Origin of the sequence: Vibrio neonatus, assembly GCF_024346975.1 — a bacterium.
Lineage (GTDB): Bacteria > Pseudomonadota > Gammaproteobacteria > Enterobacterales > Vibrionaceae > Vibrio > Vibrio neonatus.
This window is the reverse complement of sequence record NZ_AP024885.1, coordinates 1,514,663-1,541,214: the sequence shown is the minus strand read 5'-3', so window position 1 is coordinate 1,541,214 and position 26,552 is coordinate 1,514,663. Positions and strand designations below refer to the sequence as shown.

Annotated in this window: 25 protein-coding genes; 11 read left to right on the top strand and 14 right to left on the bottom strand. The window is 44.0% G+C overall.

What is annotated here, in order from left to right; all coding sequences use genetic code 11:
• Window positions 1-181: 181 nt before the first annotated feature.
• The gene (locus tag OCU38_RS07100; protein WP_261824253.1) at window positions 182-661 is read right to left on the bottom strand and encodes an opioid growth factor receptor-related protein; all 480 of its coding nucleotides are present in this window, start codon (window positions 659-661) and stop codon (window positions 182-184) included.
• Between the two features lie 256 nt (window positions 662-917).
• On the opposite strand from OCU38_RS07100, the gene phnD reads away from it, so the two are divergent.
• The 4 genes from phnD to phnE (OCU38_RS07080) all read left to right on the top strand — a co-directional run bounded on the left by phnD (window position 918) and on the right by phnE (OCU38_RS07080) (window position 4,414).
• On the top strand, window positions 918-1,856 hold the full coding sequence (gene phnD, locus OCU38_RS07095) for a phosphate/phosphite/phosphonate ABC transporter substrate-binding protein (protein ID WP_261822529.1): 939 nt from the start codon (window positions 918-920) through the stop codon (window positions 1,854-1,856).
• Window positions 1,857-1,986: 130 nt separating this feature from the next.
• Window positions 1,987-2,805, top strand: coding sequence for a phosphonate ABC transporter ATP-binding protein (gene phnC, locus OCU38_RS07090; RefSeq protein ID WP_261822528.1), 819 nt, complete (start codon window positions 1,987-1,989; stop codon window positions 2,803-2,805).
• Entirely contained in the window at window positions 2,802-3,602 is an 801-nt protein-coding gene (phnE, locus tag OCU38_RS07085; protein WP_261822527.1) for a phosphonate ABC transporter, permease protein PhnE, read from the top strand. Before phnC ends, phnE (OCU38_RS07085) begins: the two co-directional genes overlap by 4 nt.
• Window positions 3,602-4,414, top strand: coding sequence for a phosphonate ABC transporter, permease protein PhnE (gene phnE, locus OCU38_RS07080; protein WP_261822526.1), 813 nt, complete (start codon window positions 3,602-3,604; stop codon window positions 4,412-4,414). Before phnE (OCU38_RS07085) ends, phnE (OCU38_RS07080) begins: the two co-directional genes overlap by 1 nt.
• Before the next feature lie 74 nt (window positions 4,415-4,488).
• Here the strand turns inward: phnE (OCU38_RS07080) and OCU38_RS07075 are convergent, their stop codons facing one another.
• Together OCU38_RS07075 and OCU38_RS07070 are read right to left on the bottom strand one after the other, a co-directional pair.
• Window positions 4,489-5,157 (bottom strand): YoaK family protein, encoded by a 669-nt coding sequence (locus OCU38_RS07075; RefSeq protein ID WP_261822525.1) that lies wholly within the window; start codon window positions 5,155-5,157, stop codon window positions 4,489-4,491.
• 197 nt (window positions 5,158-5,354) lie between these two features.
• A complete protein-coding gene (locus tag OCU38_RS07070; RefSeq protein ID WP_162889469.1) occupies window positions 5,355-5,516 on the bottom strand; it encodes a hypothetical protein in 162 nt (53 codons plus the stop codon).
• A 228-nt stretch (window positions 5,517-5,744) separates the two neighbouring features.
• On the opposite strand from OCU38_RS07070, the gene trhA reads away from it, so the two are divergent.
• The 4 genes from trhA to OCU38_RS07050 all read left to right on the top strand — a co-directional run bounded on the left by trhA (window position 5,745) and on the right by OCU38_RS07050 (window position 8,262).
• Entirely contained in the window at window positions 5,745-6,398 is a 654-nt protein-coding gene (gene trhA, locus OCU38_RS07065) for a PAQR family membrane homeostasis protein TrhA (RefSeq protein WP_415846785.1), read from the top strand.
• Window positions 6,399-6,461: 63 nt separating this feature from the next.
• Entirely contained in the window at window positions 6,462-7,160 is a 699-nt protein-coding gene (locus tag OCU38_RS07060; protein WP_261822523.1) for a hypothetical protein, read from the top strand.
• A 4-nt stretch (window positions 7,161-7,164) separates the two neighbouring features.
• The gene (locus tag OCU38_RS07055) at window positions 7,165-7,719 is read left to right on the top strand and encodes a DUF2301 domain-containing membrane protein (protein ID WP_261822522.1); all 555 of its coding nucleotides are present in this window, start codon (window positions 7,165-7,167) and stop codon (window positions 7,717-7,719) included.
• A 132-nt stretch (window positions 7,720-7,851) separates the two neighbouring features.
• Window positions 7,852-8,262: a VF530 family protein gene (locus OCU38_RS07050; RefSeq protein WP_040890200.1), complete on the top strand. Its 411-nt coding sequence runs from the start codon at window positions 7,852-7,854 to the stop codon at window positions 8,260-8,262.
• Between the two features lie 30 nt (window positions 8,263-8,292).
• Here OCU38_RS07050 and arfB read toward each other — a convergent pair whose 3' ends face one another.
• The 6 genes from arfB to OCU38_RS07020 form a co-directional block, all read right to left on the bottom strand.
• Entirely contained in the window at window positions 8,293-8,706 is a 414-nt protein-coding gene (gene arfB / locus OCU38_RS07045) for an alternative ribosome rescue aminoacyl-tRNA hydrolase ArfB (RefSeq protein ID WP_021712833.1), read from the bottom strand.
• Window position 8,707: 1 nt separating this feature from the next.
• On the bottom strand, window positions 8,708-11,275 hold the full coding sequence (locus tag OCU38_RS07040; RefSeq protein ID WP_261822521.1) for a DEAD/DEAH box helicase: 2,568 nt from the start codon (window positions 11,273-11,275) through the stop codon (window positions 8,708-8,710).
• Between the two features lie 16 nt (window positions 11,276-11,291).
• Entirely contained in the window at window positions 11,292-11,885 is a 594-nt protein-coding gene (locus OCU38_RS07035) for a class I SAM-dependent methyltransferase (protein ID WP_261822520.1), read from the bottom strand.
• Window positions 11,886-12,027: 142 nt separating this feature from the next.
• Window positions 12,028-12,300: a hypothetical protein gene (locus OCU38_RS07030; RefSeq protein WP_261822519.1), complete on the bottom strand. Its 273-nt coding sequence runs from the start codon at window positions 12,298-12,300 to the stop codon at window positions 12,028-12,030.
• A gap of 438 nt (window positions 12,301-12,738) precedes the next feature.
• On the bottom strand, window positions 12,739-13,968 hold the full coding sequence (gene pepT, locus OCU38_RS07025; protein WP_261822518.1) for a peptidase T: 1,230 nt from the start codon (window positions 13,966-13,968) through the stop codon (window positions 12,739-12,741).
• Between the two features lie 129 nt (window positions 13,969-14,097).
• A complete protein-coding gene (locus tag OCU38_RS07020; protein WP_261822517.1) occupies window positions 14,098-15,036 on the bottom strand; it encodes a 1-aminocyclopropane-1-carboxylate deaminase/D-cysteine desulfhydrase in 939 nt (312 codons plus the stop codon).
• Window positions 15,037-15,149: 113 nt separating this feature from the next.
• On the opposite strand from OCU38_RS07020, the gene OCU38_RS07015 reads away from it, so the two are divergent.
• Window positions 15,150-15,530: a GtrA family protein gene (locus tag OCU38_RS07015; RefSeq protein WP_261822516.1), complete on the top strand. Its 381-nt coding sequence runs from the start codon at window positions 15,150-15,152 to the stop codon at window positions 15,528-15,530.
• 127 nt (window positions 15,531-15,657) lie between these two features.
• Here the strand turns inward: OCU38_RS07015 and OCU38_RS07010 are convergent, their stop codons facing one another.
• From OCU38_RS07010 to OCU38_RS06995, 4 genes are all read right to left on the bottom strand, one after another.
• On the bottom strand, window positions 15,658-17,040 hold the full coding sequence (locus OCU38_RS07010; RefSeq protein WP_261822515.1) for a peptide MFS transporter: 1,383 nt from the start codon (window positions 17,038-17,040) through the stop codon (window positions 15,658-15,660).
• A gap of 342 nt (window positions 17,041-17,382) precedes the next feature.
• The gene (sstT, locus tag OCU38_RS07005) at window positions 17,383-18,591 is read right to left on the bottom strand and encodes a serine/threonine transporter SstT (RefSeq protein ID WP_261822514.1); all 1,209 of its coding nucleotides are present in this window, start codon (window positions 18,589-18,591) and stop codon (window positions 17,383-17,385) included.
• 288 nt (window positions 18,592-18,879) lie between these two features.
• Window positions 18,880-21,951: an efflux RND transporter permease subunit gene (locus OCU38_RS07000; protein ID WP_261822513.1), complete on the bottom strand. Its 3,072-nt coding sequence runs from the start codon at window positions 21,949-21,951 to the stop codon at window positions 18,880-18,882.
• 3 nt (window positions 21,952-21,954) lie between these two features.
• Complete coding sequence (locus tag OCU38_RS06995) at window positions 21,955-23,040, bottom strand: efflux RND transporter periplasmic adaptor subunit (RefSeq protein ID WP_390625213.1); 1,086 nt, start codon at window positions 23,038-23,040, stop codon at window positions 21,955-21,957.
• A 142-nt stretch (window positions 23,041-23,182) separates the two neighbouring features.
• Here OCU38_RS06995 and OCU38_RS06990 point away from each other — a divergent pair, with 142 nt between their 5' ends.
• Window positions 23,183-23,782: a TetR/AcrR family transcriptional regulator gene (locus OCU38_RS06990; RefSeq protein ID WP_261822512.1), complete on the top strand. Its 600-nt coding sequence runs from the start codon at window positions 23,183-23,185 to the stop codon at window positions 23,780-23,782.
• Between the two features lie 195 nt (window positions 23,783-23,977).
• On the top strand, window positions 23,978-25,603 hold the full coding sequence (locus OCU38_RS06985; protein WP_261822511.1) for a peptide ABC transporter substrate-binding protein: 1,626 nt from the start codon (window positions 23,978-23,980) through the stop codon (window positions 25,601-25,603).
• A 140-nt stretch (window positions 25,604-25,743) separates the two neighbouring features.
• Here the strand turns inward: OCU38_RS06985 and OCU38_RS06980 are convergent, their stop codons facing one another.
• Entirely contained in the window at window positions 25,744-26,532 is a 789-nt protein-coding gene (locus OCU38_RS06980) for a lipase family protein (RefSeq protein WP_261822510.1), read from the bottom strand.
• Between the last annotated feature and the right edge of the window lie 20 nt (window positions 26,533-26,552).

The following is a 26,552-nucleotide window of genomic DNA, read 5'->3' as shown; positions in this document are numbered from 1 at the left end:
TGGCGAGATAAGTCAAGAGGCGTTGAGGTGTTTTATGAACTTAATCACTACTACCAAAGGGGTAAAATTAATGTTTAAGGGGTGTTTTTGGGTCACTAATGGTGATTTTTGAATCAATGAGAGCAGCGGGTGCGCTCATTGTTTATTCATAGATTAGGTCGGGGATTTGCTAACTTGAACTTTAAATAATATGTGCGTTTCGCCAGTAGTTGAGTGACTCCTCTTTTACGTTACCGTGTTGCAAGGCAACTTCAATCATGCCTTTTTGAAAAGCCAGTCCCAATTCTTCTTGTCCAAGAAGCGTTAAACTTCGAATAATGCGGGTGATACATCGATGGCTGTAATCGTCATAATTGAGCCAGCTATGTTCGTTGATCATAAAGTCGGGCTTTGGGACGACAATACCGTTCACGAGTTGCATGTCATAAAAATTTAACATGACGTTCAATGAGCGACGTTGAGCTTTTTTAAGGGGCTTACAGGTTGAAAAATAGTCACGAGTGGTCTGACACACTAAAGGGACGTGTAGTTGATATTTACTGGGAGTGTCAACGGGGAATAACCATTGGATGTACTCCCGATCATACTGAAGCCAAAAATCATCTAGAGCCCATATTTGCTCTATGTTTCTTTTTTTATGATCTAGATGATGGCCAAGCATAAATTGGCAAAGAACATTCATTTTTTTATGCGAACCTTTCAATACTACGCCGTACGTAGTCTATTACTGTCTTATGCATAATAGCTGTGGACAAGGCAAATATCTATTCTATCTAGTTATTAATAATAATTATTTACATTTAATATGTTAAGGGAGTAAATAATTGATATACATAATTAATTCACAAACCTTAAACTTTTCTGTCATTAAACTCAACTAACTTACTTTCCAACTTAAACCCGTTTAGGAAAAGACAATGAAGTTAGTTAAGACTGCAGTTGCTACTGCATTAATGTTCTCTGCAGCCGTTTCAGCTATGGATGTTCGCTACCAAGATCGCACTGGTAACCTAGTGGCTGATGTTCCTCAAAATGAAGCAGAATGGGCTAACCCATCAACTCTTATTTTTGCTTACACTCCTGTTGAAGACCCAGCAGTATACGCTGACGTATGGAGTGAGTTCTTAGCGCACCTTGAAAAAGAAACAGGCAAGAACGTTCGTTTCTTCCCTGTACAAAACAACGCAGCTCAAATTGAAGCGATGCGTTCAGGTCGCCTACACATTGCCGCATTTAACACAGGTTCTACGCCGCTAGCGGTAAACTGTGCAGGTTTTGCACCATTTACTATGATGGCAGGTAAAGATGGTTCTTTCGGTTACGAAATGGAAATCATCACTCACCCTGATTCTGGCATCAAAGCAGTTGAAGATCTGAAAGGTAAGAACCTAGCATTTACTTCTCAAACGTCTAACTCTGGTTTCAAAGCACCTTCAGCTATTCTAAAAGCTGAGTACGGTCTAAACCCTGAAGCGGATTTCAAACCAGCATTCTCTGGCGCGCACGATAACTCTATCTTAGGTGTTGCTCACCAAGATTACGATGCGGCGGCAATTGCTAACTCTGTACTAAACCGCATGCTAGCGCGTGATGTTGTGAAGCCAGAGCAATTTACTTCTATCTACAAGTCTCAAACATTCCCAACTTCTGCTTACGGCACAGCGCACAACCTAGCGCCTGAGCTACAAGAGAAGATTCAACAAGCATTTTTCACCTTTAACTGGGAAGGCACCAAGCTTGAAGAAGAGTTCGGTCGCAACGGTGAAGCACAATTCATCCCAATTACTTACAAAGAGCATTGGGAAGTGATCCGCACAATCGATACTGCAAATAACGTTTCTTACACGTGTAGCTAATCAATCGCTGATTGGTAACGAATATCGTTATTTACTCTCTCTGGATAGGTAAGGTTTTTCATAAAGCTTACTTATCCAGAATTTTGTTTTACAGGTTTATCAAGCCTTCTAAATTCTCCAAATGGAAGTTATGTCTACTCTAATTCTTAAGGGTTTAACCAAGCACTATTCAGCATCGGATAAAGCATTGACCGATGTGAGCTTTACTGTCGAACCCGGTGAGGTCGTTGGTTTAATTGGTCCGTCTGGCGCAGGAAAATCGACGCTAATACGTTGCATCAATCGTTTAACAGAGCCAACAAGTGGTCAGGTCATCTTTTCAGATAAAGACCTAGTCCAGTTATCTAAATCTAATCTGCGACAAGCGCGCCGTGAGATTGGGATGATCTTCCAAGAATATGCGTTGATTGAGCGTCTAACTGTGATGGAGAACGTATTATCTGGTCGTCTTGGCTATGTGGGTTTTTGGCGCAGCTTTGCGCGTCGTTACCCAGAGCAAGATGTACAAGCGGCCTACGCATTGCTTGATAGAGTAGGGCTACTAGAGCACGCCAACAAACGCGCGGATGCACTCTCTGGTGGTCAACGTCAACGTGTGGGTATTGCACGAGCGCTGGCGCAGCAACCAAAACTATTATTAATTGATGAGCCAACGGCGGCACTTGATCCGAGAACGGCTCGTCAAATTATGCGTCTGATTAGTGAAATCTGTGAAGAGCATCAGCTTCCTGCCATCATTAACATCCACGATGTTGAATTGGCGAAACAATTTGTACAACGCATTGTCGGCTTGCAAGCCGGTGAAGTGGTCTTTGACGGTAAGCCAAGCGAGCTTAACGAAGATGCGCTAACCAAAATCTACGGTCAAGAAGATTGGAGCGCATCGACAACTGACAGCGATGAAGAAGAAGAGATCATTGCCGCACCTTTTACTGAGGCATTGGCATGAGTGGCAACTATCCAACTTACTGGAAAAAGCCAGCACTGATCAGTAGCGCATGGTTGCGCTGGGGCATTACGTTATCGGTAGTGATCTATTTATACCTAGCAACGCAATCGGTTGAGATCAACTGGGCTCGAATCTACGAAGGCAGTGAGCGCGGATGGCGCTTTATATCGGCATTCTTTAATCCTGATTTTACTGGACGTTGGGACAACATCTCGCAAGGTTTGGTTGAAAGTTTAACCATGACTCTGACCTCAACTGTTGCTGGTGTGATTCTTTCTGTGCCTTTTGGACTTGGCGCGGCGAAAAACTTAGCCCCTAAGCCGGTTTACTTGTTTTGTCGTGGCTTTGTTGCGGTAGCGAGAAGCTTCCAAGAAATCATCATCGCTATTTTGTGTGTGGCTCTGTTTGGATTTGGTACTTTTGCCGGCTTTGTAACCTTAACTTTTGCCACAATTGGCTTTTTAGCCAAGCTGTTTGCTGATGAGATTGAAACCATTGATCCTGCGCCATTAACGGCGATGAAAGCTACTGGCGCATCATGGTTACAACAAGTGAACTATGCCGTGCAAGCGCAGGTGATGCCGCGTTTTATTGGTTTATCTATGTATCGTTTGGACATTAACTTTCGTGAATCAGCGGTGATCGGCATTGTTGGTGCTGGTGGTATTGGTGGCACATTGAATACTGCAATGGATCGCTATGAGTACAGCGCCGCTGCCGCCATTTTATTGATCATCATCGGCATTGTTATGTTGTGTGAATACACCTCAACCTTGATTCGTAAGCGAGTACAGTAATGACCCAATTAAATTCTTCGCTTACTGTTTGGCGAAAGTATGACGAAAAACAGACTCTGATTCGCTGGAGTGCATGGCTCGCTTTTGTTGCTTTGGTTGTGTACGCATGGCAGTTGATGAACCAAGACACCATTTGGTACTTCGTGACCGATGCGCCGAATCAAATCTCTGATATTGGTTCACGTATGTGGCCGCCACGTTGGAGCTACCTTGAGCATTTATGGCTACCACTTTGGGATACGCTAAACATTGCTACGTTAGGGACATTGCTCGGAATTGTAATGGCGTTTCCAGTGGCGTTTCTTGCGGCGCAAAACACCACCCCTAGTGCACTATTTATTAGACCGATTGCGCTGTTTATTATTGCGGCAAGCCGTTCTATTAACTCGCTAATTTGGGCATTGTTGTTAGTTGCAATTCTTGGCCCTGGTTTGCTCGCGGGTATTATCGCGATTGCACTGCGTTCAATCGGTTTTATCTCAAAGCTGATGTACGAAGCCATTGAAGAGGTGAACGTCACTCAAGTATCAGCGATTCGCGCCACGGGCGCATCGCCACTGCAAGTGCTGGACTACGGCGTATTGCCACAGGTCATGCCAAGTTTCATCGGTACTAGCTTGTTCCGTTGGGATATTAACATTCGTGAATCTACAGTACTGGGTCTAGTAGGAGCGGGCGGCATTGGCTTGAAACTACAAGAATCTATGGCGGTACTGGCTTGGCCTCAAGTAACTGTGATTTTCTGTGCCATTTTGGTGACAGTCGTCATTTCAGAGTGGGTATCGGCAAAAGCGCGCCACGCACTGATCTAGTTTAGAGATACAACGAACGAATAAAGGTACTGAGACCAATAAAGGCTCAGTACCTTTTTTGTTTTTGATTGGCGTTATTCGATTTCAGGATGATGCTTAATATAAATTCGATAATAGAAGGCGATAATCACACACAAAATCGACGGCATAAATAAGGCATAAAACGAACAGTGCAGATAAATATACGCACCCACACTGGCACCGAGAATAAAGCCCGCTGTGATATAGATAAATAACATCAGTTTTCTTGAGTTCACCTCTTCGCCGCGCAAATAATGCCCCAGCATCAAACCAAGGTCGGTGATGATCCCAGTAAGGTGAGTAGTACGCACAATGGCGCCGCTATAAGTGGTGACCATGGCATTTTGCAAACCACACGCCGCCGCGGCAGTAAAGTCACCATACGCACTGCCGTTTAATAGCAAATAGATAGTCAAAAATAATAAAGACGCTTCTAACAGCAATGGCGTTTCATAATGGCGCTTGAGTTTTAAAGAGGATGATTTAAGCACAAAGCCTGATATTGCCGCGCCAAAGAAAAATGACCCCATAACGCCTGCAAGGTGCAGACTTTGCCCAATGGAAGATGTAAATAGCTCTGTCCCAAACAGAGTCGCAGTCCCTGACAGGTGAGACACAGACTGATGGTCTAGTCCCAACAAACCAATAGCATTGATAGATCCGGCAATAAAGGCAAGCAACAAAGCGCCATATTCAACCCATCTCGGTAATCTTGTAATCACGATATGTACCCAAAAAGTGCGGGGTCAGGTCTTGAAATTTGCATGTATGCACGAATTAGGGACGAGATCCTAGTGGCCTAAGATCTCAGAAGCTGGACCTGAGATGTTACGCCAATCGCAATAATGAATGTAGCGCTCTAGCCTGTTAAAGCTATTTTTGAACACTTAATTATTACGATTGGTATTCGGTTTACGATTTATTCAAATACGGAAAGAGCGCTGGCTTTCATGCATTTGCTAGGGAATTGATGTTGTACAGCGCTAACTGATGAACATACTTTAGAGAACGCGGTGTTGTTGTTCCAGATAAATAGCCAAGCAATAGCGATAACTGCAACGATAACAAGAGGTTTTTTCATGTGCATGTATTCCGTATTTAAATTGAAAACTGAGTTAAAGATCTGGGTTAAGGATAGACCAATCTTTGTTATCTACTGCATATGAAAACAAAGGTTTAGGATCTGGGCGTATATTCTAAAGAGTGCACATCTAAGTGCTTGATAAAGTTATAGAGAAAAAATACATGTTACGAATAAACAGTAAAGCGTGTCATACTCAGTTGAAGCCAGTTAACTAAAGTAATGTCCATGTCGACAACAAGTAACAATCAATACAGTAAAAATGAAGAGATAGCGAACTCACTCACTCACGGCATTGGGATGATTTTCGGTATTTTTGCATTGGTTTTATTAGTGCGCAAAGCCTTGTTACATGATGCCGACGTACTCACCATAACCAGTATGGCGATTTATGGCAGTAGCATGATATTGCTATTTTTAGCCTCGACGCTGTACCACGCTGTTCCTTATGAAAAAACCAAACGTCTATTAAAAACCTTCGATCACAGCGCCATTTATCTGCTGATTGCTGGCAGTTATACCCCGTTTTTATTAGTGGCATTACGCACGCCACTGGCGATAGGTTTGATGATTGTGATTTGGTCTATTGCACTGGTGGGCATTGTGATGAAAGTCGCGTTTGTGTATCGCTTTAAACGCTTCTCTTTAATTAGCTATATCGTTATGGGTTGGCTGTCATTGGTGATGGTGTATCAACTGGCAATGACAATGCATACCGGAGGCTTGGTATTTTTAGCCGCTGGTGGTTTGATCTACTCATTAGGCATTATTTTTTATGTCGGCAAGCGTATTCCGTTTAATCACGCCATTTGGCACTGCTTTGTGCTAGCGGGTGCGGCATGTCACTTTTTGGCTATTTATTACTATGTGCAACCTGTGTAAATCGAACGTACGTCATTGAATAAGATAGTGGCTTGTCCTAGTTTTGAGTAGGGAGGAGTCACTATGTTTAATCTGGATAAAAAGACCAATTTTAGCTGTGCTTTTCTACTATCAACGCTGGTGTTAGGCGCAGGATGTCAAACAAGTTCCATACCTTCTGTTTCTGCTCCTCCTCCTCGCGACCCAATACTCAAAATATTGTTCGACCAAGTCACACTTCCTGAAGGTTTTACGGCTAAATCAGATGCTTTTGTTTACGCTTATGCAGATCTTAACGGCGATAATGAAGACGAATTATTGGTATTAATGCAAGACGCCCATTTTTGTGAAGCAGAGGGCTGTACTGGTTATCTGTTTGATTCATCAGAACAATTGATGGCGACGTTTAGTTCAATAAAGCGTCCTATTTTGCTTTCGCGTACCGGTCATCATCAATGGAAGAACATTGTCGTTGCCAGTGGTAATACGCTACGTTTGCTACGCTACGATGGGCGCAGTTACCCAAGTAATGTGCTCAGTGAACCTATTTTTAATCGCAACTCTGGCAAAGCCATTGCGCATAAACTGGTGGTGAATAGCGACCTCTATCAAGACGGCGGCTATCAATTATCTGAGCGAAGTGACGTGCCGATATTAACGCCGGTAGAGCAATTTAAATTTCAGTTCAAACGAGAGTCCGATAGCAATAGTGTCTTTGTGGCAACCGCCAATACGATAACTCGTGATGTCTTTTTTAATAAAGAAGTGAATAAGGTAGATTAAACTCATGGCCAATCCTGAGCATACAGAAACGCTAGATGGATTAGATAAAGTCAGTGTAGTGATATACAGAATAGGGATTAGCCTAGTGTCTGTATCGCTATTGATGCTCGCGTTTGCTGAAATTCTGTGCGTGATTGAAAGTGACATGGCCGGCTTCATGCGCCATTTAAGCATTCATATTGTGGCGATTTCTGCTGCTATGTGCGCGGCGACAATTCATATCTATGATAAGAAAATCCGCACCCTGATTGTCTGGTCAGGGTGGTTAGGGCTAGTGACTTTTATTGCATTGCCTACCCACGACTGGCTGTTTGTCGGCTTCTTTTTTATTACCTATTCTGGGGTCGCATTAAAAGAGTCGTACTGCTTTAAAATTAAAGGGTTAACGCTAGTGCCTATGCTACTGATTTTATCGGTATTGGTGATTTGGATGAAAGATGCGGCGCTGCTTGCCATTCTTAGCGGTATTAGTGGTGCAATTTTTGCTTTCTTGGCATTTAAAAAATGGCGTATGCCTTTGCATTTTGATATTGGTAAAAAAAGTAATTATCAAATTTAAGCGTCGTTTGCGCGCGAATTGAACAGTGCACAGTAAAATGACTCGCTTGAAGGAGCTTAGGGTGATATTTCTGTTACCTGTTAAGCGCTTGGATTGTTATACTCCACCCAAATACACAACAGTGAACCTAGCATGAGCATCAATAGAGAAGAATTACAAAACAACCCATTACACGGCCTAAAATTGGAAGACATGGTCAAAGAGCTGGTAGACCATTACGGCTGGGATATTCTCGATACAGCAATGCGTTTTAACTGTTTTCATACCAACCCATCAGTGGCAAGTAGCGTGAAATATTTGCGTAAAAGTGACTGGGCAAGAGAGAAGCTAGAGGCCTTTTATCTGTCTCGCTTTAAACGTATGCCACGCCCAACGGAAGAAGAAAGAGAAATTCCGCCAAGAATGCGCACCTTTGCCAACGGCATTGAGCCAAGAGAGCCAATGGAACTTACCGTTGATTCTATTTTAGCCTCGCAAGCCAAAGCCGCTTCTGCCTTTAAAGCCAGAAAATCTCAAGAGCGTAAATCTCGCTCACGCCGCTAGAGCAAAATACCGAAATACAGCGGGGCAGGGTTAGACGACTCGGCCCCGCATTGATTTGGTTTGTCCCTTTTTCTTTTTCGCATCCACACGTCGCCTTTGTGAAGCGCGCGTCGGCTTAGTTGCGCGACGAATCTTTGGCACAATGGTGACGCTCTTAATCAAGATCAGCAGACGATCTAATGCATCTTGTCGATTCAACTCCTGCGTCCTATGCGCCTGCGCTTTAATCACAATCACGCCATCACTGGTAATACGACTATCCGACAATGCCAGCAATCGCTCTTTATACACTTGCGGCAGTGTAGAACGATTAATATCAAATCGCAGATGGATGGCGGACGAGGTTTTATTGACATTTTGCCCACCCGCACCTTGCGCGCGAATGGCGGTCATTTCAATTTCCCAGTCGGCTAGGGTGACGGTGTTGGAGATTTGCAGTGGCATGTTAAAACTCAAAATAGGTTTTGCTAAGCGTGATGCCTAACTTTTGGAAGTAGTTTATCCCATCTTGAATCATTTGATCTTGTATTTTTACCCAATCTTGTTTGCTAAGTTTATCCCATAGCAATGAATCCATAGCGGTGAGAGAGAGCTCTTTCGATTGATAGAAGAAACGCTTACGTTCAAATTTTTCAAATGGGTTATTGGCAATACTGCGCGTTAAGTATTTTAGATCTTGCAGATGTTCAGTGCGGTTTAGCGGATTGTTCTCTTTTTCACACTGCCCAAACTCTGTGAATAATCGTTGATAAAAGGCTTGGTAGTGTTTGGCTATTTGCTCAGTTTGCGCTTCGCCGTTTTCATCGCAGTTAGCATGAAAGGCAAGTAAGAAAATGATTTTGTACGAGAAAGTGTAATCTCGTTTGCCCAAAAACTCCCAGAAATCGTCAAAGCGGGTGGCTTCTGTGCGAGGTTTTATGTTTTTCTCGGCTCTGATCTGCTCTATGCTTTCTTGAGAAAAATAGTGTAATTGGCTTTTGCCAAACGGGATGGAGCGAGTAGGGGTAATATCTTGTTTTTTAATCCAATTTCTAACGGTGCCTGTCGAGATAAATAGCTCTCTTGCCAGTTGCTCCTCACTGAACAGATCTCCAAACTCTTGTTCAAAGTTGAAAATATCAATGGGCTCAATTTTACGCTCTTGTTCGTATAAGCCATCCAGCACCAATAATTCATGTTGCGGCACAGGGTGTTGATAGCCACCGACCTCAGCGAAAGCGCGGTAATGCTCGATATTAAATAAATTATGTAGGTTCCAAGGTTGCAGTAAAGCCGGCCCATAATTATCAATAATATCGATAACATACAAGGCTTCTTTGTTTGGCGCTAGGCGAGTGCCTCTTCCCAATTGTTGCAGATACAGGGCTTTTGACATGGTCGGTCTCGCCATAACCACCACGCTGGTTTGCGGCGCATCCCAACCTTCGCTGAGCAATTCACAAGCGCAAAGAAACTGAACCTCTCCTGCAAAATACTCATCGATAGCGGAGCGATCCTTAGCATGCACAGATTTAGCATTAATGCCTACTAAGCGCAGAGCTTTTGCCATGCGCTCGGTATGTTTTACATCCACACAAAAGATAATGCCTTGCTTTTGTAATGCGCCATCAACAAAGTATTTTTGCAAAATATCGGCAATCAAGTGATCTCTTGAAGGGATTTGAATCGTTTTTTGCAGATCGGATTTTACAAAGTCTTTGCCATTAAAGCGCACTTTAGAAAAATCGATATTAGATTCAAGACGAAACACTCGAATAGGCGGTACTAACCCATGTTCCATCGCCTGTTGCAGTGTTAAATCAACATGATAATGACCAAAGATATCTTCTAGCTTTTTCTGGTCAAGTCGTTCGTCGGTGGCGGTTAAACCAAGTAAGGTGCGTGGCGTGAAATATTCCAGCGCCTTGGATAACCCAGTGGCAGCTGCTCTGTGGGCTTCGTCAACTAATATATAGTCAAATAGTTGGCTTGGTAGGTGCTGATAGTTACGCACTACCGCTGCATTGGTGACAATGGTCAGATCCAAAGGCGTATTTATCTCGGTACTGATTTCAACCAGCGGCAGATGTTGCTGAACTCTCTCCACTAATTGATCTTTCAAATTCACCGTAGGAACAATGGCTAAAGCGTGTTGGGTTGTGCCTTGTTGTAACTGACGGCGAAAGTCTTCAATAAAGACTTCGGTTTTGCCTGTGCCGGTGGGTAAAACAGTGAGAAAGGTGTTTTGACCTTGCGAGCGTTTGTCACTGATGGATTCTATGGCGTCTTTTTGGTGAGCGTAGAGATCAAAGCTGACTTGTCTTTTTCCTTTAAAATAAGGCGTGGCTCTAAATTGTGAGGTATCACCAAAATAATCTTTAAGCTGCTCTTTAAATTTAAAATCGTCACGCATACCGCGATTTGACCATCGATAAACTAATAGCCCGTCGTGTACCAGTGAGTTTTGCTTATATAATTGCGAAAGATATTTCTGCTGCGAAATTAATAGCGGGTGGTGGTAACGTTCACCGTTAAGCTCTATGGCAATATTGCCTTGGCTACGATGCAAAACAAAATCAATATAACGTCGATGACCATTTAAGTCGATATAAACTTCTTCGGGTCGCAGTGCGTATAAATATTGAGAGCCAAACACTTCTTCAAAGGTAGTGTGGAAATTAAATTCTGGCGGAGTAGGGTCTAAATGGGTTTCATTGCGATGAGCGCCGTAGGTGTGTATCGCCATATCCGCGACTTTATGTTGCAAGTCTAAGCGCAAGAAATTTTCAAGTTGGGAATGCAGTGCATGTTCAGAGAGAGCGAAAAAGCGATAAATCCCCTGATATTGGTGCATCAAGCGATTTTGCAGGCTAGTGTACTCAACGTAGTGATAGTCGCTGGGTGGAGCGTCCCAAAAGTCTACCACCACCATTTGTCGATGCTTATCTTCATATAAGCAACCCAGTTTGTGCTCTTGCATGGCTGAAAAGCCAAAGCAGGCCATTACTTCATTCACTTGTGACTGGCTTAGCATGATCTACGCTCTTTAATTAGGGATGACGTTTTAGGATGGCGTTTAACCACTTTTCGTTTTCTCTATTTGGGCGTAAATCGGCGGTTTCCCACCAAGATTCAATGTTTAACACCTGCGTGTCAGCTAAAGTGGTCTTGAGCTGAGAGAGGGTTAAATCTCGGAAAAAACGGCCGTTGCGATCCAATTCTGAACTGCCGAGTTTAAATGAACAATAGAAATAGCCACCGGGTTTTAAGAATTGAGTTAAATGGGTAAAGGTTGCGCTTAATTGGCTTTGCGGAACATGCAGTAATGATGCACAAGCCCAAATGCCGTCGTAAGTGTTAGGATTTGCTTGGAAATCTAAAAACGTCGATTGGGTGACGTTACTTTTAGTCAGCTTTGCCGCGAGTTTGGTCAGTTCTTCACTAGCATCGAATGAGTCAACCTTATAGCCAAGGTCTAAAAACGCTTTGCTATCACGACCAGAACCACACCCAGCATCAAGAATACGACCATTACTGGGTAACAAAGGCAAGAATTTTTGATAAAGAGACTGCATTTCAACATCGACGGTCGAATCAAAAAATTGCTGTGCGTTTTGGTTGTAGTATTGAGTGGTGCTATTCATCGGCATTCCTTTATGTAATGCACTAATGGTAGCAAATTAGAGTCGCAGTGGGGAAAGATAAGTGGCTGTCATATCTAAGATTATAGTTTTATGAAACAGAGCAATAGCCAAGTGGCACATATTGCCACTTGGCTGAGTCTGTTTACGCATTTTCGTGTAATTCCAATGGTACTGGGCTTTCCATGTGCTCTAGAAATTCTTCTAGGACGACTCGGTTTTCTGCATTGATAGTAATACCCCATTTAGGCTCTTGGATATTTTTATCAACAAAGATGATTTGATCTTCATCGGATTCCCAGAATCGAACTGAGGATGCATCAAAATAGTCGTAGATATTCTCAGACAGTGTGCTTTTCAGGTTTGAACAAAGCTGAGAGTTATTATCGCTTGGCATTAAAGTAACGGAAAACATCATATTCCTCTCTGTGATTATTTGGATTAATAATTGATAAAATCATAAATAGATTAACACTGTGTATGATTGTATTTTATCCAATGGGTCACAGGAATACTTATCATTATGCGCCAGTTCACATTTAAGGCTTATTAATAGCTGAGAAAAAAGAATTGAGTCTAAAAAATCTTGTTTATCATGCGAATGAGTAATAAGTGGATGTTTTTGAGGATAAAAATTCACAAACTGCTTAGAACTCTCCAAGAGGTAAAGTGTGAAATGTGTATTGTTATGCTGTTGGTTTTTGCTATCTAACCTTGGACTTTCTTTGATAGAAAAAAGGCTGCTAGAAGGAAGGCTGATAGAAAGAATGATTGGTACAAAGAAGAATAAACAAGATGCCTAGCTTTTACTAGACATCTTATCGTTATTTAGAAAGTGAACCGTTATGGCGCGAACTTACTGCGCATTTTTCGCCGTATTCTCTGCCAGTTTCACAATCACTTGTACGGCTTGTTGCATGCCATCAATGCTGATGAATTCATGGATGCCATGGAAGTTGTAGCCACCGGTAAATATGTTCGGGCAAGGCAGTCCCATAAATGAAAGACGCGCACCGTCTGTACCACCGCGGATAGGTTTAATGTTTGGCTGTACTCCGCACTCAAGCATGGCTTGTTTTGCCAGTTCAATAATATGAGGGTGCGGCTCTAGCATTTCTCGCATATTGAAGTAGCTGTCTGTAAGTGCAAGCTCTACATGACCTTTGCGTAGTTGGCTGTTTAGCTCATCCACTTTTTGTTGCATGAAGGCTTTACGCTCTTGTAATTGCTGACGGTCAAAGTCGCGCAAAATATAAGAAAGCTCGGTGCGGGCAACACTAGGTAGCATTGATTTTAGATGATAGAAACCTTCATAACCTTCGGTCGTTTCTGGGGTTTGTTGCATTGGCATAAGCAATTGAAATTGCGCTGCGATGTTCATGGAGTTGATCATTTTGTTTTTGGCTGTGCCTGGATGAACATTCACGCCATGACAAATTACGGTCGCGGTAGTGGCATTGAAGTTTTCGTATTCAAGCTCGCCAACCGGGCCGCCGTCTATAGTGTAAGCCCACTCGGCGGCAAATTTCTCGACGTCAAATAGGTTGGCGCCTCGCCCAATCTCTTCATCGGGAGTAAAGCCAATACAGATGTCGCCATGTTTGATACTTGGATTTGCTTTTAGGTAAGCGATAGCGGTGATGATTTCGGCGATGCCAGCTTTGTTGTCTGCACCTAATAAGGTAGTGCCATCGGTGGTGATGAGGCTTTGGCCGTGTAATGTGTTGAGGTCTGGGTATTGCGCTGGCGATAACACTTCGCCAGATCCACCTAACGTTATCTCGCCACCTTGATAGTTTTCTATGATTTGCGGTTGGACATTTTTACCAGACGCATCTGGCGCGGTGTCCATGTGCGCAATAAAGCCAATCGCAGGTACTGCATGCTCGACATTGGCTGGGAGTTTTGCAGAAATATAGCCGTTATCATCTAAGGTCACATCGGTAAGTTCAAGCTCTAGCAACTCTTGATATAACTGCTTGGCTAAGACACGTTGACCTTCGGTACTTGGGCAGTGCGATATTGCGCCATCTGATTGAGTATCAAAACTGACGTAGCGAAGAAAGCGTTCAACTAACTTATCCATTTGTGTTTACCTTATTTGTTCTTAATCCCCTTAGTATCCGGCGAGCGCTAGGAAGATGAATTGCGATAAATCAGGTTTAGTGAATTTAATGGCGTTGTTAGATGAACCTTGCTTAAACTTTGCTCACTATTATCGCGCAACCACTTGGTTGTTCGAGTTGGAGGTGTCAGGCTCATATTTGCGCTGATATCTAGATAGCATGGTTTCGTTGCCCAATATGCCACCTTGATGAATATACAAAACGCAAATATCTGGGTGTTCGTCCATCCACGGCAGTAGGCATTGCCACATATAGGGGTCGTACAATAAATCGAATTCAACGTTGGTGTATTTTTCTAGATCTCGCCAAATTTGATATTCGTCTTTATACAGCTTACCAAAATGATGTTTGTAATCGGCATGCAAAATGGTTGGAGTGTCGTCTTCGCCCAACTCTTGCCACTGCTCCCTTAGATAGCTTTCACCGCCTACACAGGCACAGGTGAGCACAGGTAGGTTGTGTTGTTTGAGATGTTTGTGCAAATACAATGCGGTCGTGCCTGTGCCAGAGGGCAGGGCGATGGCAAATTGTTGATTGGGTTTGTAGCGAGTCCATTCTAAAAGCTCATTGGCAAGCCCCTGAATGCCTTTTTCGGCTAAATAGCTACGGCCACCTTCAGGTATCACTAAACAGTTGGCTTGTGGTTTGCGGATTTCTTTTATGTATTGTTCTGGCGTCATTTCATCGCTAAATGCGTTGCTGCACTCAATGATTTGCGCGCCTAAATCCAGTGCACCGCGGTAGTTACCGCTGGGTTTCTCTTTTAGCCAGTTTGGTATTCTTTGCACATAAAATTCAAGTTTCCACTTTTTAATTCTGCACAGCGCCGCCAATGAGTACAAAGAGTTGGCTTGAATGGAACCATAACCGATAAGGGTATCAATACCAGAGTAGTCTTCTTGCAACAAACGCATGAACTTGCGCGCTTTGTTACCAGAGAAATGTTGATGCAATTGTTCGTCACGTTTTAGGTAAAAATTATGATTACGAAAAATATGCTGTGTTACTGGGCTAGTATTGAGTTTCATAAGGACTGTTTCGTGTTTATTATAAGACGAGCCAAATTAGAAAAGGCGCTCATCTTAGACCTATTTATTCGTCAAACCAAGATGATTTACTCACATTTTTATAAGGGGATGGGATGAAAAACCACCGTTTTGTTCGTTTTGCTATGGTGGGAGCTGTTGGTTTTGTGGTAGATATCAGTGTTTTCTCGATATTAGTGTATTGGCTTGGGCTACCGACAATGTTAGCGCGAGTGCTCTCTTTTGTGGTTGCAGCGACCGCAACTTGGCTTGGAAACCGTATTTATACCTTTAAAAGTCGCGCGCAACATTTCGCGCAGTGGAAGCGATTTTTTATTTCAGCCAGTTTATCAATGCTACCCAACTTATTGGTGTTTAAAGGGATATTGCTATCTCTAGGGGAGAATTACGTTACCCATGCTGTGGCGTTTGTGTGCGGGGTAGCGGCGGGGCTTGTTGGCAATTATCTACTGAGTTCGCGTTGGGTTTTTAAATAAGCCGAGCGTTTAATAATAACGGCTTGTAATAATAAAGGTCTGCAATAAAAATGGGTCGCTGATTGCGACCCATTTTTGTGCGTAACGCTTGCGCTGTTAAAAGCGCTATTTTAAGAATGGCTTCGAGTTAAATAACCGCGTGATCCAACTCTTGATCTTCTTTTAAAGTAGGTTTGTTTTCTGCGCCATGCATCCAGTACACCAAAGTGTTGGACATGAACAACAAGATAATACCTGAGATGGTTGCCGCAACCGCGATGCCACCAAAGATAGCCATAGCGCCAAAGTCACCAACGTGTGAGCCAATTAGGCCTGCGACGTAGTTTGCGATAGCGTTAAAGCCAAACCATGCACCCATCATCAAAGAAGCTAGGCGAAGTGGAGCCAGTTTTGTCACCATAGATAGGCCGATAGGGGAGATACATAGCTCACCTAAAGTATGGAAGAAGTACGCACCAACCAGCCAAATCATTGAAGTTTTAACACTTTGATCGCCACCTTGTTGTAGCACTGCGCCAACCATGCACAAGAAACCAACTGACAAGAAGAATAGAGCGAAGGCAAATTTAACCGGAGATGAAGGTTCACGTTTGCCCAGTTTCACCCATATCGCCGCCAAGATTGGAGCCAGTAGCATGATGAATAGTGGGTTTAATGATTGGAACCAAGCCGCAGGAACTTCAAAGCTACCTAGCATACGGTCAGTGTATTGCTGAGTGTAGATGTTCATCAAGCCGCCAGCTTGTTCAAAGCCCGCCCAGAAAATGATCACGAATAAGCCCATCACTAGGACAACTTTTAGACGGTCAACTTCTTCTTTAGTGAGTGGCGTTTTGGTTTTAACACCATTCTTGTGGCCTAATTTAGCCGCAGGAACGGTACCAATTTTACCTAACCAAGAGTGGCTTAAGCTGATTTGTAAAATAACGCTGAGCATCATACCGATACCCGCTACAAGGAAACCAGCGTTCCAGCCGTAGGCGTTCGCCGCACTACCTGCCACGATACCTGCTAATAGCGCACCTAAGTTGATACCCATGTAGAAGATGGTAAATGCGCCATCACGACGGTTGTCACCTTCTTCATAGAGATCACCAACCATAGTGGAAATGTTTGGCTTGAATAGACCGTTACCTAAAATAAGCAGTGTTAAGCCTAGGTAGAAAGAGGTGTAAGCATCAATGCCAAATGCGCCCGCAGGAAGTGCGAGAGAAAATTGACCTATGGCCATCAAGATACCGCCAATAACAACGGATTTACGTTGACCTAAGTAGTTATCGGCAATCCAGCCACCGATAAGTGGTGTGACATATACCAGTCCGGTATAGATACCGTATAAATCCAGGGCGTCTTTTGTGCTCCAGCCTAAGCCACCGTTAATGGTTGTGTCTGTAAGATATAAAACCAGAATGGCACGCATAGCGTAGTAGGAAAAACGTTCCCAAAGCTCGGTGCTAAACAGCAGAAATAGACCACGAGGGTGGCCCAATATTGTTTTTTGATTAGTCATTGTTGTGTCTGTCTATATTATTTTTTTGTATGAACAGAACTAGATATACAGCTCAGATAGCATTACATCAATGGCACTGAAACAGCTTACACAGTACGGTTATTTTTATAACTCATTGTTTTTAAAGATCTAAATGTGGGTAATTTGTATTACAAATGCTTAATGCAAACTAATATTGCATTTATGTAGCTTTGTGGTGGTATGGGTGAATGTTGTACAGGTATCGATTGAGATGTGAACGAGTGGGGTGCTTAGTGAGCGTTTGGTGTGTTTTGTAGGCAAAACAAAGGCCGGTTGCCCGACCTTGATAATTAATGTGATTTTAGCGAATAAACGTAAAGATTATTTCGCTTGTTCAGCGCGACACGCAGCAGCGGTAAATACAACGTCAGTTGAGCTGTTTAGCGCAGTTTCTGCAGAATCTTGGATTACGCCGATGATGAAGCCAACACCAACCACTTGCATTGCCACTTCGTTTGGAATACCAAACAAGCTACACGCTAGTGGGATAAGCAGTAGAGAACCGCCCGCAACACCTGATGCGCCACATGCAGAGATAGCAGCAATTAAACTAAGTAGTAGTGCTGATAAGAAATCAACTTGAATACCTAGAGTATGCACCGCCGCCAGAGTCAGTACCGTAATTGTGATTGCCGCGCCGCCCATGTTGATGGTTGCGCCTAGAGGGATAGAGACAGAGTAAGTATCTTCATCCAGTTTTAGTTTTTCACACAACGCCATGTTCACTGGAATGTTTGCTGCACTTGAGCGAGTGAAGAACGCAGTTACGCCACTTTCACGCAGACATTGTAGAACCAATGGGTATGGGTTTTGCTTCGTTTTCACCCAAACAATAATTGGGTTAACCACCAATGCGATCACTAGCATTGCGCTTAGTAGTACAAATAGTAGGTTCGCGTAGCCTAGTAGAGCGCTAAAGCCTGTGCTTGCAAACGTAGCAGCAACAAGACCAAAGATACCCAATGGTGCTAGACGGATAATAAAGCGAACAATTTGCGATACGCCGTGGCTTAGATCTTCAAATACTGATTTAGTGGTGTCTGATGCGTGGTGCAGCGCAAGACCAAGACCGATACCCCAAGCAAGAATACCAATGTAGTTAGCATCCATTAGTGCGTGAACTGGGTTATCAACCAGTTTAAACAGCAACGTATGCAGTACTTCAGCAATACCTTGTGGAGGCGTTACGCTAGTCGTGCTTTCTACTAAGGTTAATGTTGTCGGGAAAGCAAAGCTTAATACAACAGCGGTGATCGCAGCTAAAAAGGTACCAATTAAATACAGAATGACGATCGGACGCATGTAAGAGTGTTGGTTTTTCTTTTGGTTGGCAATTGACGCTGCCACCAAGATGAATACCAAAATAGGTGCAACGGCTTTAAGTGCACCAACAAATAGACTCCCTAATAGACCAACACTAGTGGCAGTAGAAGGAGAGAGAGTCGCGAGGATAGCGCCGGCAACGATACCGACTAAGATTTGCATAACAAGGTTGCCCTTGGCTATGCGTGCAATGAGTGTGTTTAACATAGTACATCCATATAAGTGGGAGTAAAAAGTCTCTCCCAAATGATTTATTAGTATTAGACGCCGACTTAAGCGTAATTAATGAACTTTTGAACCTTTAAATAATGTTGCATTTTAAGGTAATCGTCATCTAGCATAAAAGGAATAACTAGAAAGTCTAGTAGATAATGGCCTAAATATTCATTTTCAAAGTGAATTCTGTTGACTGTCACTTGTTTCACAATAATGAGAAAAATTAGTTAAAATTTGGGGTGGGAAAAGGGGAGCGAACTCCCCTGATGAACAGTGAGTTTATAAGTTAGCCTTAAGTTTTTCTTTTCTCATTAACAACTTAAAGAGTGCAGGTACAAAATAGAAAGAGATTAAAGTGGTGAGAGTTGTTCCTCCTGCGATTGCGATAGCAAACGGAGGCCAAAATCCGCCACCGGCAATAATAAGCGGAAGAAACCCGCCGACGGTGGTGATAGTGGTGGAGGTGATATGACGAGTACAACTCATCACCGCCTCTAGAATGGCGCTTTCATCACCTTGGCAAGCTTCAGGGCTGGCTTTTAATTCGGCTAAAATAACAATTGCCGCATTAATCGCCAAACCGACAATCCCCAGCATTGCAATAATGACCGTAAAACCAAACGGATAGCCAAACAGATACACTGACAAAATCCCCAGCCCTGCCGATAGCCAAGCGACTGAGAAAATGATGTTGCTCAACCTAAATGAATTAAAGGACAAAACAACAACCAGAATCATTAAGGTAATGACCATAGCCAGATTGGCCATTAAGCTATTTACCGATTCATCGCGCTCCGCTGATTCACCGCCAAATTCAACGCGATAGCCTGTTGGCAGTGAATAACTCTCTAAAGAAGATTGGAAGTCGTTTAATACCGTTTGTGGCAACACGCCCGCTTCGATATAACCTTCAATCGTATTCACTCGCTGTCCATTACGCCTAGGTATTGCGCCGCGACTAGGGGTGAGGCTGAGGTTAGCTATGGTGGAAATACTGATGCCGGTGCTATAGGCCTCCGAGGCAATCGGCAGGCGCAAATTGCTAAGGTGACTGATGTTTTCTCTTTCACTGTCGCCCACTCGCACTCTTACTGGAATTGATTCACTGGCTTCGATAATACTGCCACTTTCACGTCCAACTAACGATGATTGCAGCAAGTTTGCGACATCACTGAGCGTCATGCTGTTGAGCTTAGCCGCATCTTGGTCAATATCTAGCCATACTTTCGGCGTGCCTGGTTGCAAGGTTTCACGGGTGTGAGTGACGTGCTGAGTATTGGCTAAGATCAAGCGAATGTCTTCACCTATGCTTTTTAGCTGATCCAGATTATCCCCATAAATACGCAGCTCAATAGGGGCTTTAAACGGAGGGCCTTGTTCAAGCTTTCTTACCAGTATTTGCGCGTTGGGAATAGCATGATTTAGGTGATGCTGTAACTTTGCGATCATGTCATTGGTCGATTGAAAGGTATCGGTTTTGACCATTGCTTGCGCAAAATAGGGCGCTCGGCTTTGTGAGGCTTGTAAGTTGTAGTAAAACGATGGGAAGTTGCCACCGACCAACCAGTTAACTTGTTCAACGCCTGTATATTGTCGAATGATCGTATCGACCTCTTCTGCAACATTTTCAGTGGCATAAATACTGGCCTGCGGTGATAGGTAGACCTGAACTTCGAACATGTCTCTATCTGACGGCGGGAAAAACTGCTCAGTTAATTGTGAAAGGCTGATATAGCCGGCAATTGGCACTGTGATGACCAGTGCGATGGCAATCAGCGGACGACGTATTGCCAATGATACGGTTTTGGAAAAAGCGCACGTAACAGGTGCAATGCGGATACCTGTGTTGTACCAACGGTTAGAAGACGAATGGCTAGGCAAAAAGTGCACCGCAAAACCTGCGATGATGGTGTGTGAAATAATATACGAGCCAATCAGTGAGAAAGAGACGGTAATAGCAATCGCACCGACAAATTCACCACTGGCGCCAGGCATCAAGAAGATAGGGGCAAAGGCCAAAATGGTGGTTAAAGTAGAGCCTAACAGAGGCACCCAAAGATGCTCAATCGCCGCCAGTGCTGATTCAAGTTTGGCTTTGCCTTTTAGGCGGTAGGTTTGAATGGTATCCACCATGACCACAGCGTTATCCACCATGATCCCTAATGCGACAATAAGACCGGTTACCGACATTTGATTAATGGGGATGCCGGTAAACTTCATCAACATTAGGGTCAGCATTGAGGTCAGTGGTAAGGCCACGGCCACCATAATCGCGGCGCGAAAACCTAAGGTAAGCAGTAACACAACTAAGATAATGCTAAAGCCAAGTAGCAAACTGTCGCCAAGATCGGATAGGCGAGTTTGCGTATAGCCTTGCTGACTAAAAAGGGTCTCTACTTTGATATTACTCGGCAGTTGCTGTTGATAGCGGGCAATTAATGCTTCAGCGCGCGGCGTCCATTTATCCACTCGTAGATTCGATTGCATGCGCGCGGCAACAATCACGCCGGGCTTACCATCAATAATGGCAATTTCGCCTGCGGGCGTTTTTTGCGTGCGACTGACTGTGGCGATGTCTTCTAAGCGTATGCGATGGCCTTGCTCATCTATCGCAATAGGTACTTGGCGGATGCGCTCTAGGGAGTCTAAGTCAGCGGCAATTTCTAAGCCAAATCTTGAATGTCCGTTAACCAGCTCACCGGCTGAGTTTTTAGCATCTGCGCCATCTAAGCTCTGCGCAATACTGGCACTGGAATTGCCTAACGCTACGGCTGAGCTGGTATCAAGGCTAACTAATATTTCCTCTTCTGGCATGCCGTAGCTGTCAACAAATTCGGTGCCAGATAAGGCGCGCAATTGAGAAGAAAGCTCTTTGGCATAGCGGCCAAGGGTCAATAAATCGCTGTCACCGCTTCCTTGCCATGTGAGGGCGGTAATGAGCGTGAATGCGTAGGTGTGGTCACTATCAAACTCGGGTGCAAATGCGCCTACAGGCAGCAGTGGCGGTGTATCGGAAAGCTTATCGCGCGCTTTAGACCATACGGGATCAGGGTGGGTTATCTCATCATTGAGTTCAATATTGATGATAGATACGCCGGGACGAGAGGTGGATGAAATCAGTTTGATTTCGCTGAGTTCGCGCAGTTTGTTTTCCACAACCTCAGTCACCAGTGCTTCTACGCGTTCGGCGCTGGCACCGGGATAACTGGTGGTGACCGTGGCAAAACGGTTACTGATGACGGGATCTTCGGCGCGAGGCAAAGTGTTAAAAGCAGAGAAGCCACTGACCAATAAAAACGCCGTCATCAATATTAATAAGCGAGTGTTAGAGACGATGTTGATGATTTTCATCGTTTATTCTCCGCTTGAAATAGGCGCAACTTTTTGTCCGGGAACAATGCGGTGCAGACCATCTTTAATAATGCGTTCGTTTTCGGAAATAGCTCCTTGCACATAAGCGTTTTGGCTATCGGCAAACAGCACTTGTACACTGCGACGCTCGACTAGGTCTTCATCCGTGACCACAAACACGTTCCATACTCCGCGAATACCGTCGGTTAATGCGGTGTTTGGGAGCCAATACCCATTTTCAGGCATGTTTTCTTGGTAGTTAAGGTACGCCAGTTGTCCATCGATAAGCTGCGCACTATCAGGCAACAGATAACGAAGCCCCACACTTCTAGAGTTTAAGTCCACCTGTGCGCCGGGGTTGAGAAGTTTAACTGCATAGGTGTTATCGGCAACGCGGATTTGTGGCTGTTTAAGTTGGCTAATATTGGTCAATTGCGCGGTGGGAATACCGATAAAGGCTTCTTTATTGTCCTGTGCCAGCAAGGTTAAGGTAGGCGCGCCGGCATTAACCACATCACCAAGGGAGACATGACGCTGGCTGACAATGCCAGCGTAGGGCGCTGTAATGGTCGATTTACTTTGCTTAAGTGAATTGGCTTGAATACTGGCATCAAGGCGTACGGTATTGGCTTGCAACACCGCTTTTTCACTGGTGAGTGCATCCATTTCGGCTTCGGCGCTAAATCCTTTTGATTTAAGCGATCTTTGGCGTTTTAAGTTAGCATCAACCAGTTGTAATTGCGCTTTAATTTCATTGCGTTGCGCGTGTAACTGCTTCGCTTCGGTCTCTAATAGTTGCGTATCTAAACGAATCAGTGGCGCATCTTTTGTCACTTTGTCACCCACATCGACCAAAATAGCCGATATTTTTCCGGGAAACTCAAACCCAAGACGAGATTGCTGGGATGCCTTGATAGTGCCCACATATTCTCGCTGCACTTGATAGTGATCGCTTTGCTTAAGTGAATAGGTGTGTACGCTCAAGTGTTGGCTTGGCTCAGCTGGCTGCGCCGATGAGTCAAAGCAGCCGCTGAGTGAGACTGTCATACTCAGTAGTAGCGCAGTTTTTAGGTGTGATGTGAGTAGCATTGCCATCCCTGATATGCATTAAGGTTACTATTGTGCAATTAAACAATAATCAAACTAGACTGTCCAGTTTGATTGTTCTAAAATTTAACAATAGTGCCAGTTTTTAGAAATAGCTTTTAGTGAAAGTATTTGAGGAAAAGCGGTGAACAGACGCGAGCAGAAGCAACAGCAGATCTTATTGGCGGCAGGGCAGCTATTTGCCGAACACGGCTATCGGGTCAGCATGGATGCGATATCAAAAGCGGCGAATGTGTCAAAACAAACGGTTTACGCCCACTTTGGTACTAAAGACGCGCTGTTTGAAACTTGTATCCAATCAAAGTGTATTACGCATCGTATTACTGAGGGCGAGTTTAACTATGATCTTCCATTGCAACAGATGCTGGTGGAATTTGGGGTGCGCTTTCAAAATATGTTGCTGGAAGATGGCGTTAAACAGACGTATCGCAATGCAATCAGTCAATTAGAGACACATCCCGATCTTGCCTCTTTGTATTTAGAATCTGGGCCGAAAACCACTATAGCAACGTTAAGTCATTATCTGGTGGAAAAGTTAGCACGTGAATCTTTGACGTTAATGATGCCAGTAGAAGATGCGGCAATGCAGCTATTGTTGCTGTTTCATGGTCGGGCGGTGTACTTTGCTAATCTTGGTGAGGATTGCCAAGAAAGCGATGCGCAACGTGAGGTGTATATTCACCGTTGTGTGGAGCTATTTTTAAAGGGAAATGGACTGCAATAACCGTGTTTGTTGTTTCTAAGAGGTGATTTCTGAGCCAATTTTTGGGGCTCATTTAGCTCATGAATGCTCAAAAAATACCTCTATTGCGCTGTAAATTGTCGTTCATCCTCTGATTAAGCACAGTTTCATCTCGTTTTTTAAATGAGTTGTGCGACAATTGATACAACGTAAAAATTTAGTCGATAAGGACATTTCATGACATTGCCTTCACTCAGCATGATTGCAACCTCTGTGCTATTAGCCACTCAACTGTTACCTCAAGCACAAGCGAATCCATTGCCGCAAGCCAGTGAATTGGCGGCTAAGCAAGAGTTGGTGCGAGCCAACGATGCCGAGGTGGCGACATTAAATCCATTAAATGCTGAGGGCATGCCAGAAATACACGTAGTGCGTGACTTATTTGAAGGCTTAGTGATTCAAGATGGCGACGGCAATGTGATTCCCGGCACTGCAGAGCGTTGGGATAATCAAAATAATCAGGTGTTTACCTTCTATCTGCGTAAAGACGCGAAATGGTCTAACGGCGAACCGGTTACCGCGCAGGATTTTGTATACAGCCTACGCCGAGCGGTTAATCCAAAAACGGCCTCACCGAACGCGTGGTATTTGAAACTGACCAATATTCAAAACGCTGAAGATATTATTGAAGGCAAAAAGCCTGCCAGCGAACTTGGTGTTAATGCCATTGATGATCACACGTTGCGTTTTACATTGGCTAAGCCCGTACCTTATTTCTTAGCCATGACAGGGCATACGGTAATGATGCCCATTAACCGAAAAAGCGTTGAGGCACATCCTGATACATGGGCAAGACCGGGAAATCTTGTGTCTAATGGCGCGTTCAGTCTAGATTCTTGGGTGGTGAACGAAAGTATCACATTGAAGAAAAATCCGCTGTATTGGGATAGCAAGGATACCCACTTAGATAAAGTTACCTACATTCCATTTGAAAACCAAATGGCGGCCTATAACCGCTACCGCAGTGGTGAGGTTGATATTACCTCAGATGTGCCTGCGCAAATGGCGCAAAAACTGAAAAAAGATCTGCCTGATGCGTATCAAATATCGCCAATGCTATGTACCTATTATTACGCCTTTAATACGCAGCGTGAGGTGTTAAAAGACCCGAGAGTGCGCAGGGCATTGTCGTACACCATTATGCGTGATGTGGTAACGCACGGCATTACGGACAGTGGGCATCTGCCGGCTTATACCTTTGCTCACCAAGATGTCGCAGGGTTTCATGCTACGCAGCCAGAGTACGCCAATCTCACACAAAAACAGCGCGACCAACAAGCCAAAGCCTTGCTTGAAGAAGCAGGTTATAACGCGCAGCATCCACTGTCTTTGAACTTGCTGTACAACACATCAGAGAGTCATAAAGCGATTGCAGTGGGGATTGCTTCGATGTGGAGCAAAACTTTGGGCGTAGATGTGACTTTGGAAAATCAAGAGTGGAAGTCTTATCTTGAATCAAGAAAAGAGGGGCAGTTTGATGTGTTACGCGCCTCTTGGTGTGGGGATTATAACGAAGCGTCTACCTTCTTGAGCTTATTTACCTCAGATAATGACCGTAATTTTGCCTTCTATTCTAACCCTAACTACGACGCGGTGATGGATAAAGCGCAAGCGGAAACCGACCAAACACAACGCAATAAATTGTATGACCAAGCTGAGTCTATCTTATCAGCAGATATGCCAATTGCTCCTATCTATTACTTTATGCAAGCTCGTTTAGTTCGACCAAACGTCGTTGGCGTGCCAAAACACAATGCGGAAGGGCGCATTTACTCGAAAGATCTGTATATCAAGAAGATGTAAATGGCGACAAATGATGCAGTGCGTAGCGCTGCATCATTTACCTAGAGCTTGAATCTTAAACCTTGAACGCAAGTTGCGTGCAAAGCTGTAGTGAGAGTCAAAAACGGCAAGCGTGCAAATTTCAAGACCTGACCCCGCAATTAATGTTCATCGAAGAAGTCTTTGTTGCGGATGTATTTGCTCATTAGGTGGTAGGAGAAGGGGCGGATTACCCAGCTGATTAGGGAGCGGCCTAGGCGCATTATGGTGGGGGTGTTTTCGTAGATGCGACCGTTGTATAGCCAGAGCAGTTTTCCGACATGCCAATATGCGAAAGGGATGAGTGGCATGAAAGTGACAATATCGAGATCGCAACAGACTCGATAGGTTTTATGCGGCAGTCTATAGCGTTTTTTAAAGCGCCAACATCCTGCGGCAGGTTGACCAAAGGTGACGATACGTTTGATGGCTTTTGGGTAGCGCTGCTCTATGTAATCGCCAATGACACAACCAATTGCGCCTCCTGAAGAGTGGCCTGTGATCACAAGACGCATGCCTTTGTCTAATAAAGGTCCCACAATATCGAGCACTCTCTCAAATACTGACAAACCTAAACGATCATCTCTATGTGACGGCGGACTTTCTTGAGATAATAGATAGTGAAAGCCAGCATGAATAGAATAATTCAAACCAAAGCGTTGGCAACTTCGATGCCAAAAGGCGAGATTGAGTAGCCAGTCTTTCACGCTGTGGGAGCCTTTGATCACTAAAACGACTTCTTGACGTTTTTTATTCCATAGCACCCGAGCAATGATTTTTTGTTCAGCATTCCGTATGATTCTTTGACCATTAGGATCAAAGCCAAATGCGGTTTGCTTAAAAATGCGCGGATATGCCAGTCGGCACAATACCGCATAGCGTTCATATTGATAACGTTTAAGACTTTTCAAGGACTGACTATCTTTGACTT

Coding starts and splice junctions, on each gene's coding strand:
- OCU38_RS07100 (WP_261824253.1), bottom strand. CDS start 661: ATGCTTGGCCATCATCTAGATCATAAAAAAAGAAACATAGAGCAAATA.
- phnD (WP_261822529.1), top strand. CDS start 918: ATGAAGTTAGTTAAGACTGCAGTTGCTACTGCATTAATGTTCTCTGCA.
- phnC (WP_261822528.1), top strand. CDS start 1,987: ATGTCTACTCTAATTCTTAAGGGTTTAACCAAGCACTATTCAGCATCG.
- phnE (WP_261822527.1), top strand. CDS start 2,802: ATGAGTGGCAACTATCCAACTTACTGGAAAAAGCCAGCACTGATCAGT.
- phnE (WP_261822526.1), top strand. CDS start 3,602: ATGACCCAATTAAATTCTTCGCTTACTGTTTGGCGAAAGTATGACGAA.
- OCU38_RS07070 (WP_162889469.1), bottom strand. CDS start 5,516: ATGAAAAAACCTCTTGTTATCGTTGCAGTTATCGCTATTGCTTGGCTA.
- trhA (WP_415846785.1), top strand. CDS start 5,745: ATGTCGACAACAAGTAACAATCAATACAGTAAAAATGAAGAGATAGCG.
- OCU38_RS07060 (WP_261822523.1), top strand. CDS start 6,462: ATGTTTAATCTGGATAAAAAGACCAATTTTAGCTGTGCTTTTCTACTA.
- OCU38_RS07055 (WP_261822522.1), top strand. CDS start 7,165: ATGGCCAATCCTGAGCATACAGAAACGCTAGATGGATTAGATAAAGTC.
- OCU38_RS07050 (WP_040890200.1), top strand. CDS start 7,852: ATGAGCATCAATAGAGAAGAATTACAAAACAACCCATTACACGGCCTA.
- arfB (WP_021712833.1), bottom strand. CDS start 8,706: ATGCCACTGCAAATCTCCAACACCGTCACCCTAGCCGACTGGGAAATT.
- OCU38_RS07040 (WP_261822521.1), bottom strand. CDS start 11,275: ATGCTAAGCCAGTCACAAGTGAATGAAGTAATGGCCTGCTTTGGCTTT.
- OCU38_RS07035 (WP_261822520.1), bottom strand. CDS start 11,885: ATGAATAGCACCACTCAATACTACAACCAAAACGCACAGCAATTTTTT.
- OCU38_RS07030 (WP_261822519.1), bottom strand. CDS start 12,300: ATGATGTTTTCCGTTACTTTAATGCCAAGCGATAATAACTCTCAGCTT.
- pepT (WP_261822518.1), bottom strand. CDS start 13,968: ATGGATAAGTTAGTTGAACGCTTTCTTCGCTACGTCAGTTTTGATACT.
- OCU38_RS07020 (WP_261822517.1), bottom strand. CDS start 15,036: ATGAAACTCAATACTAGCCCAGTAACACAGCATATTTTTCGTAATCAT.
- OCU38_RS07015 (WP_261822516.1), top strand. CDS start 15,150: ATGAAAAACCACCGTTTTGTTCGTTTTGCTATGGTGGGAGCTGTTGGT.
- OCU38_RS07010 (WP_261822515.1), bottom strand. CDS start 17,040: ATGACTAATCAAAAAACAATATTGGGCCACCCTCGTGGTCTATTTCTG.
- sstT (WP_261822514.1), bottom strand. CDS start 18,591: ATGTTAAACACACTCATTGCACGCATAGCCAAGGGCAACCTTGTTATG.
- OCU38_RS07000 (WP_261822513.1), bottom strand. CDS start 21,951: ATGAAAATCATCAACATCGTCTCTAACACTCGCTTATTAATATTGATG.
- OCU38_RS06995 (WP_390625213.1), bottom strand. CDS start 23,040: ATGCTACTCACATCACACCTAAAAACTGCGCTACTACTGAGTATGACA.
- OCU38_RS06985 (WP_261822511.1), top strand. CDS start 23,978: ATGACATTGCCTTCACTCAGCATGATTGCAACCTCTGTGCTATTAGCC.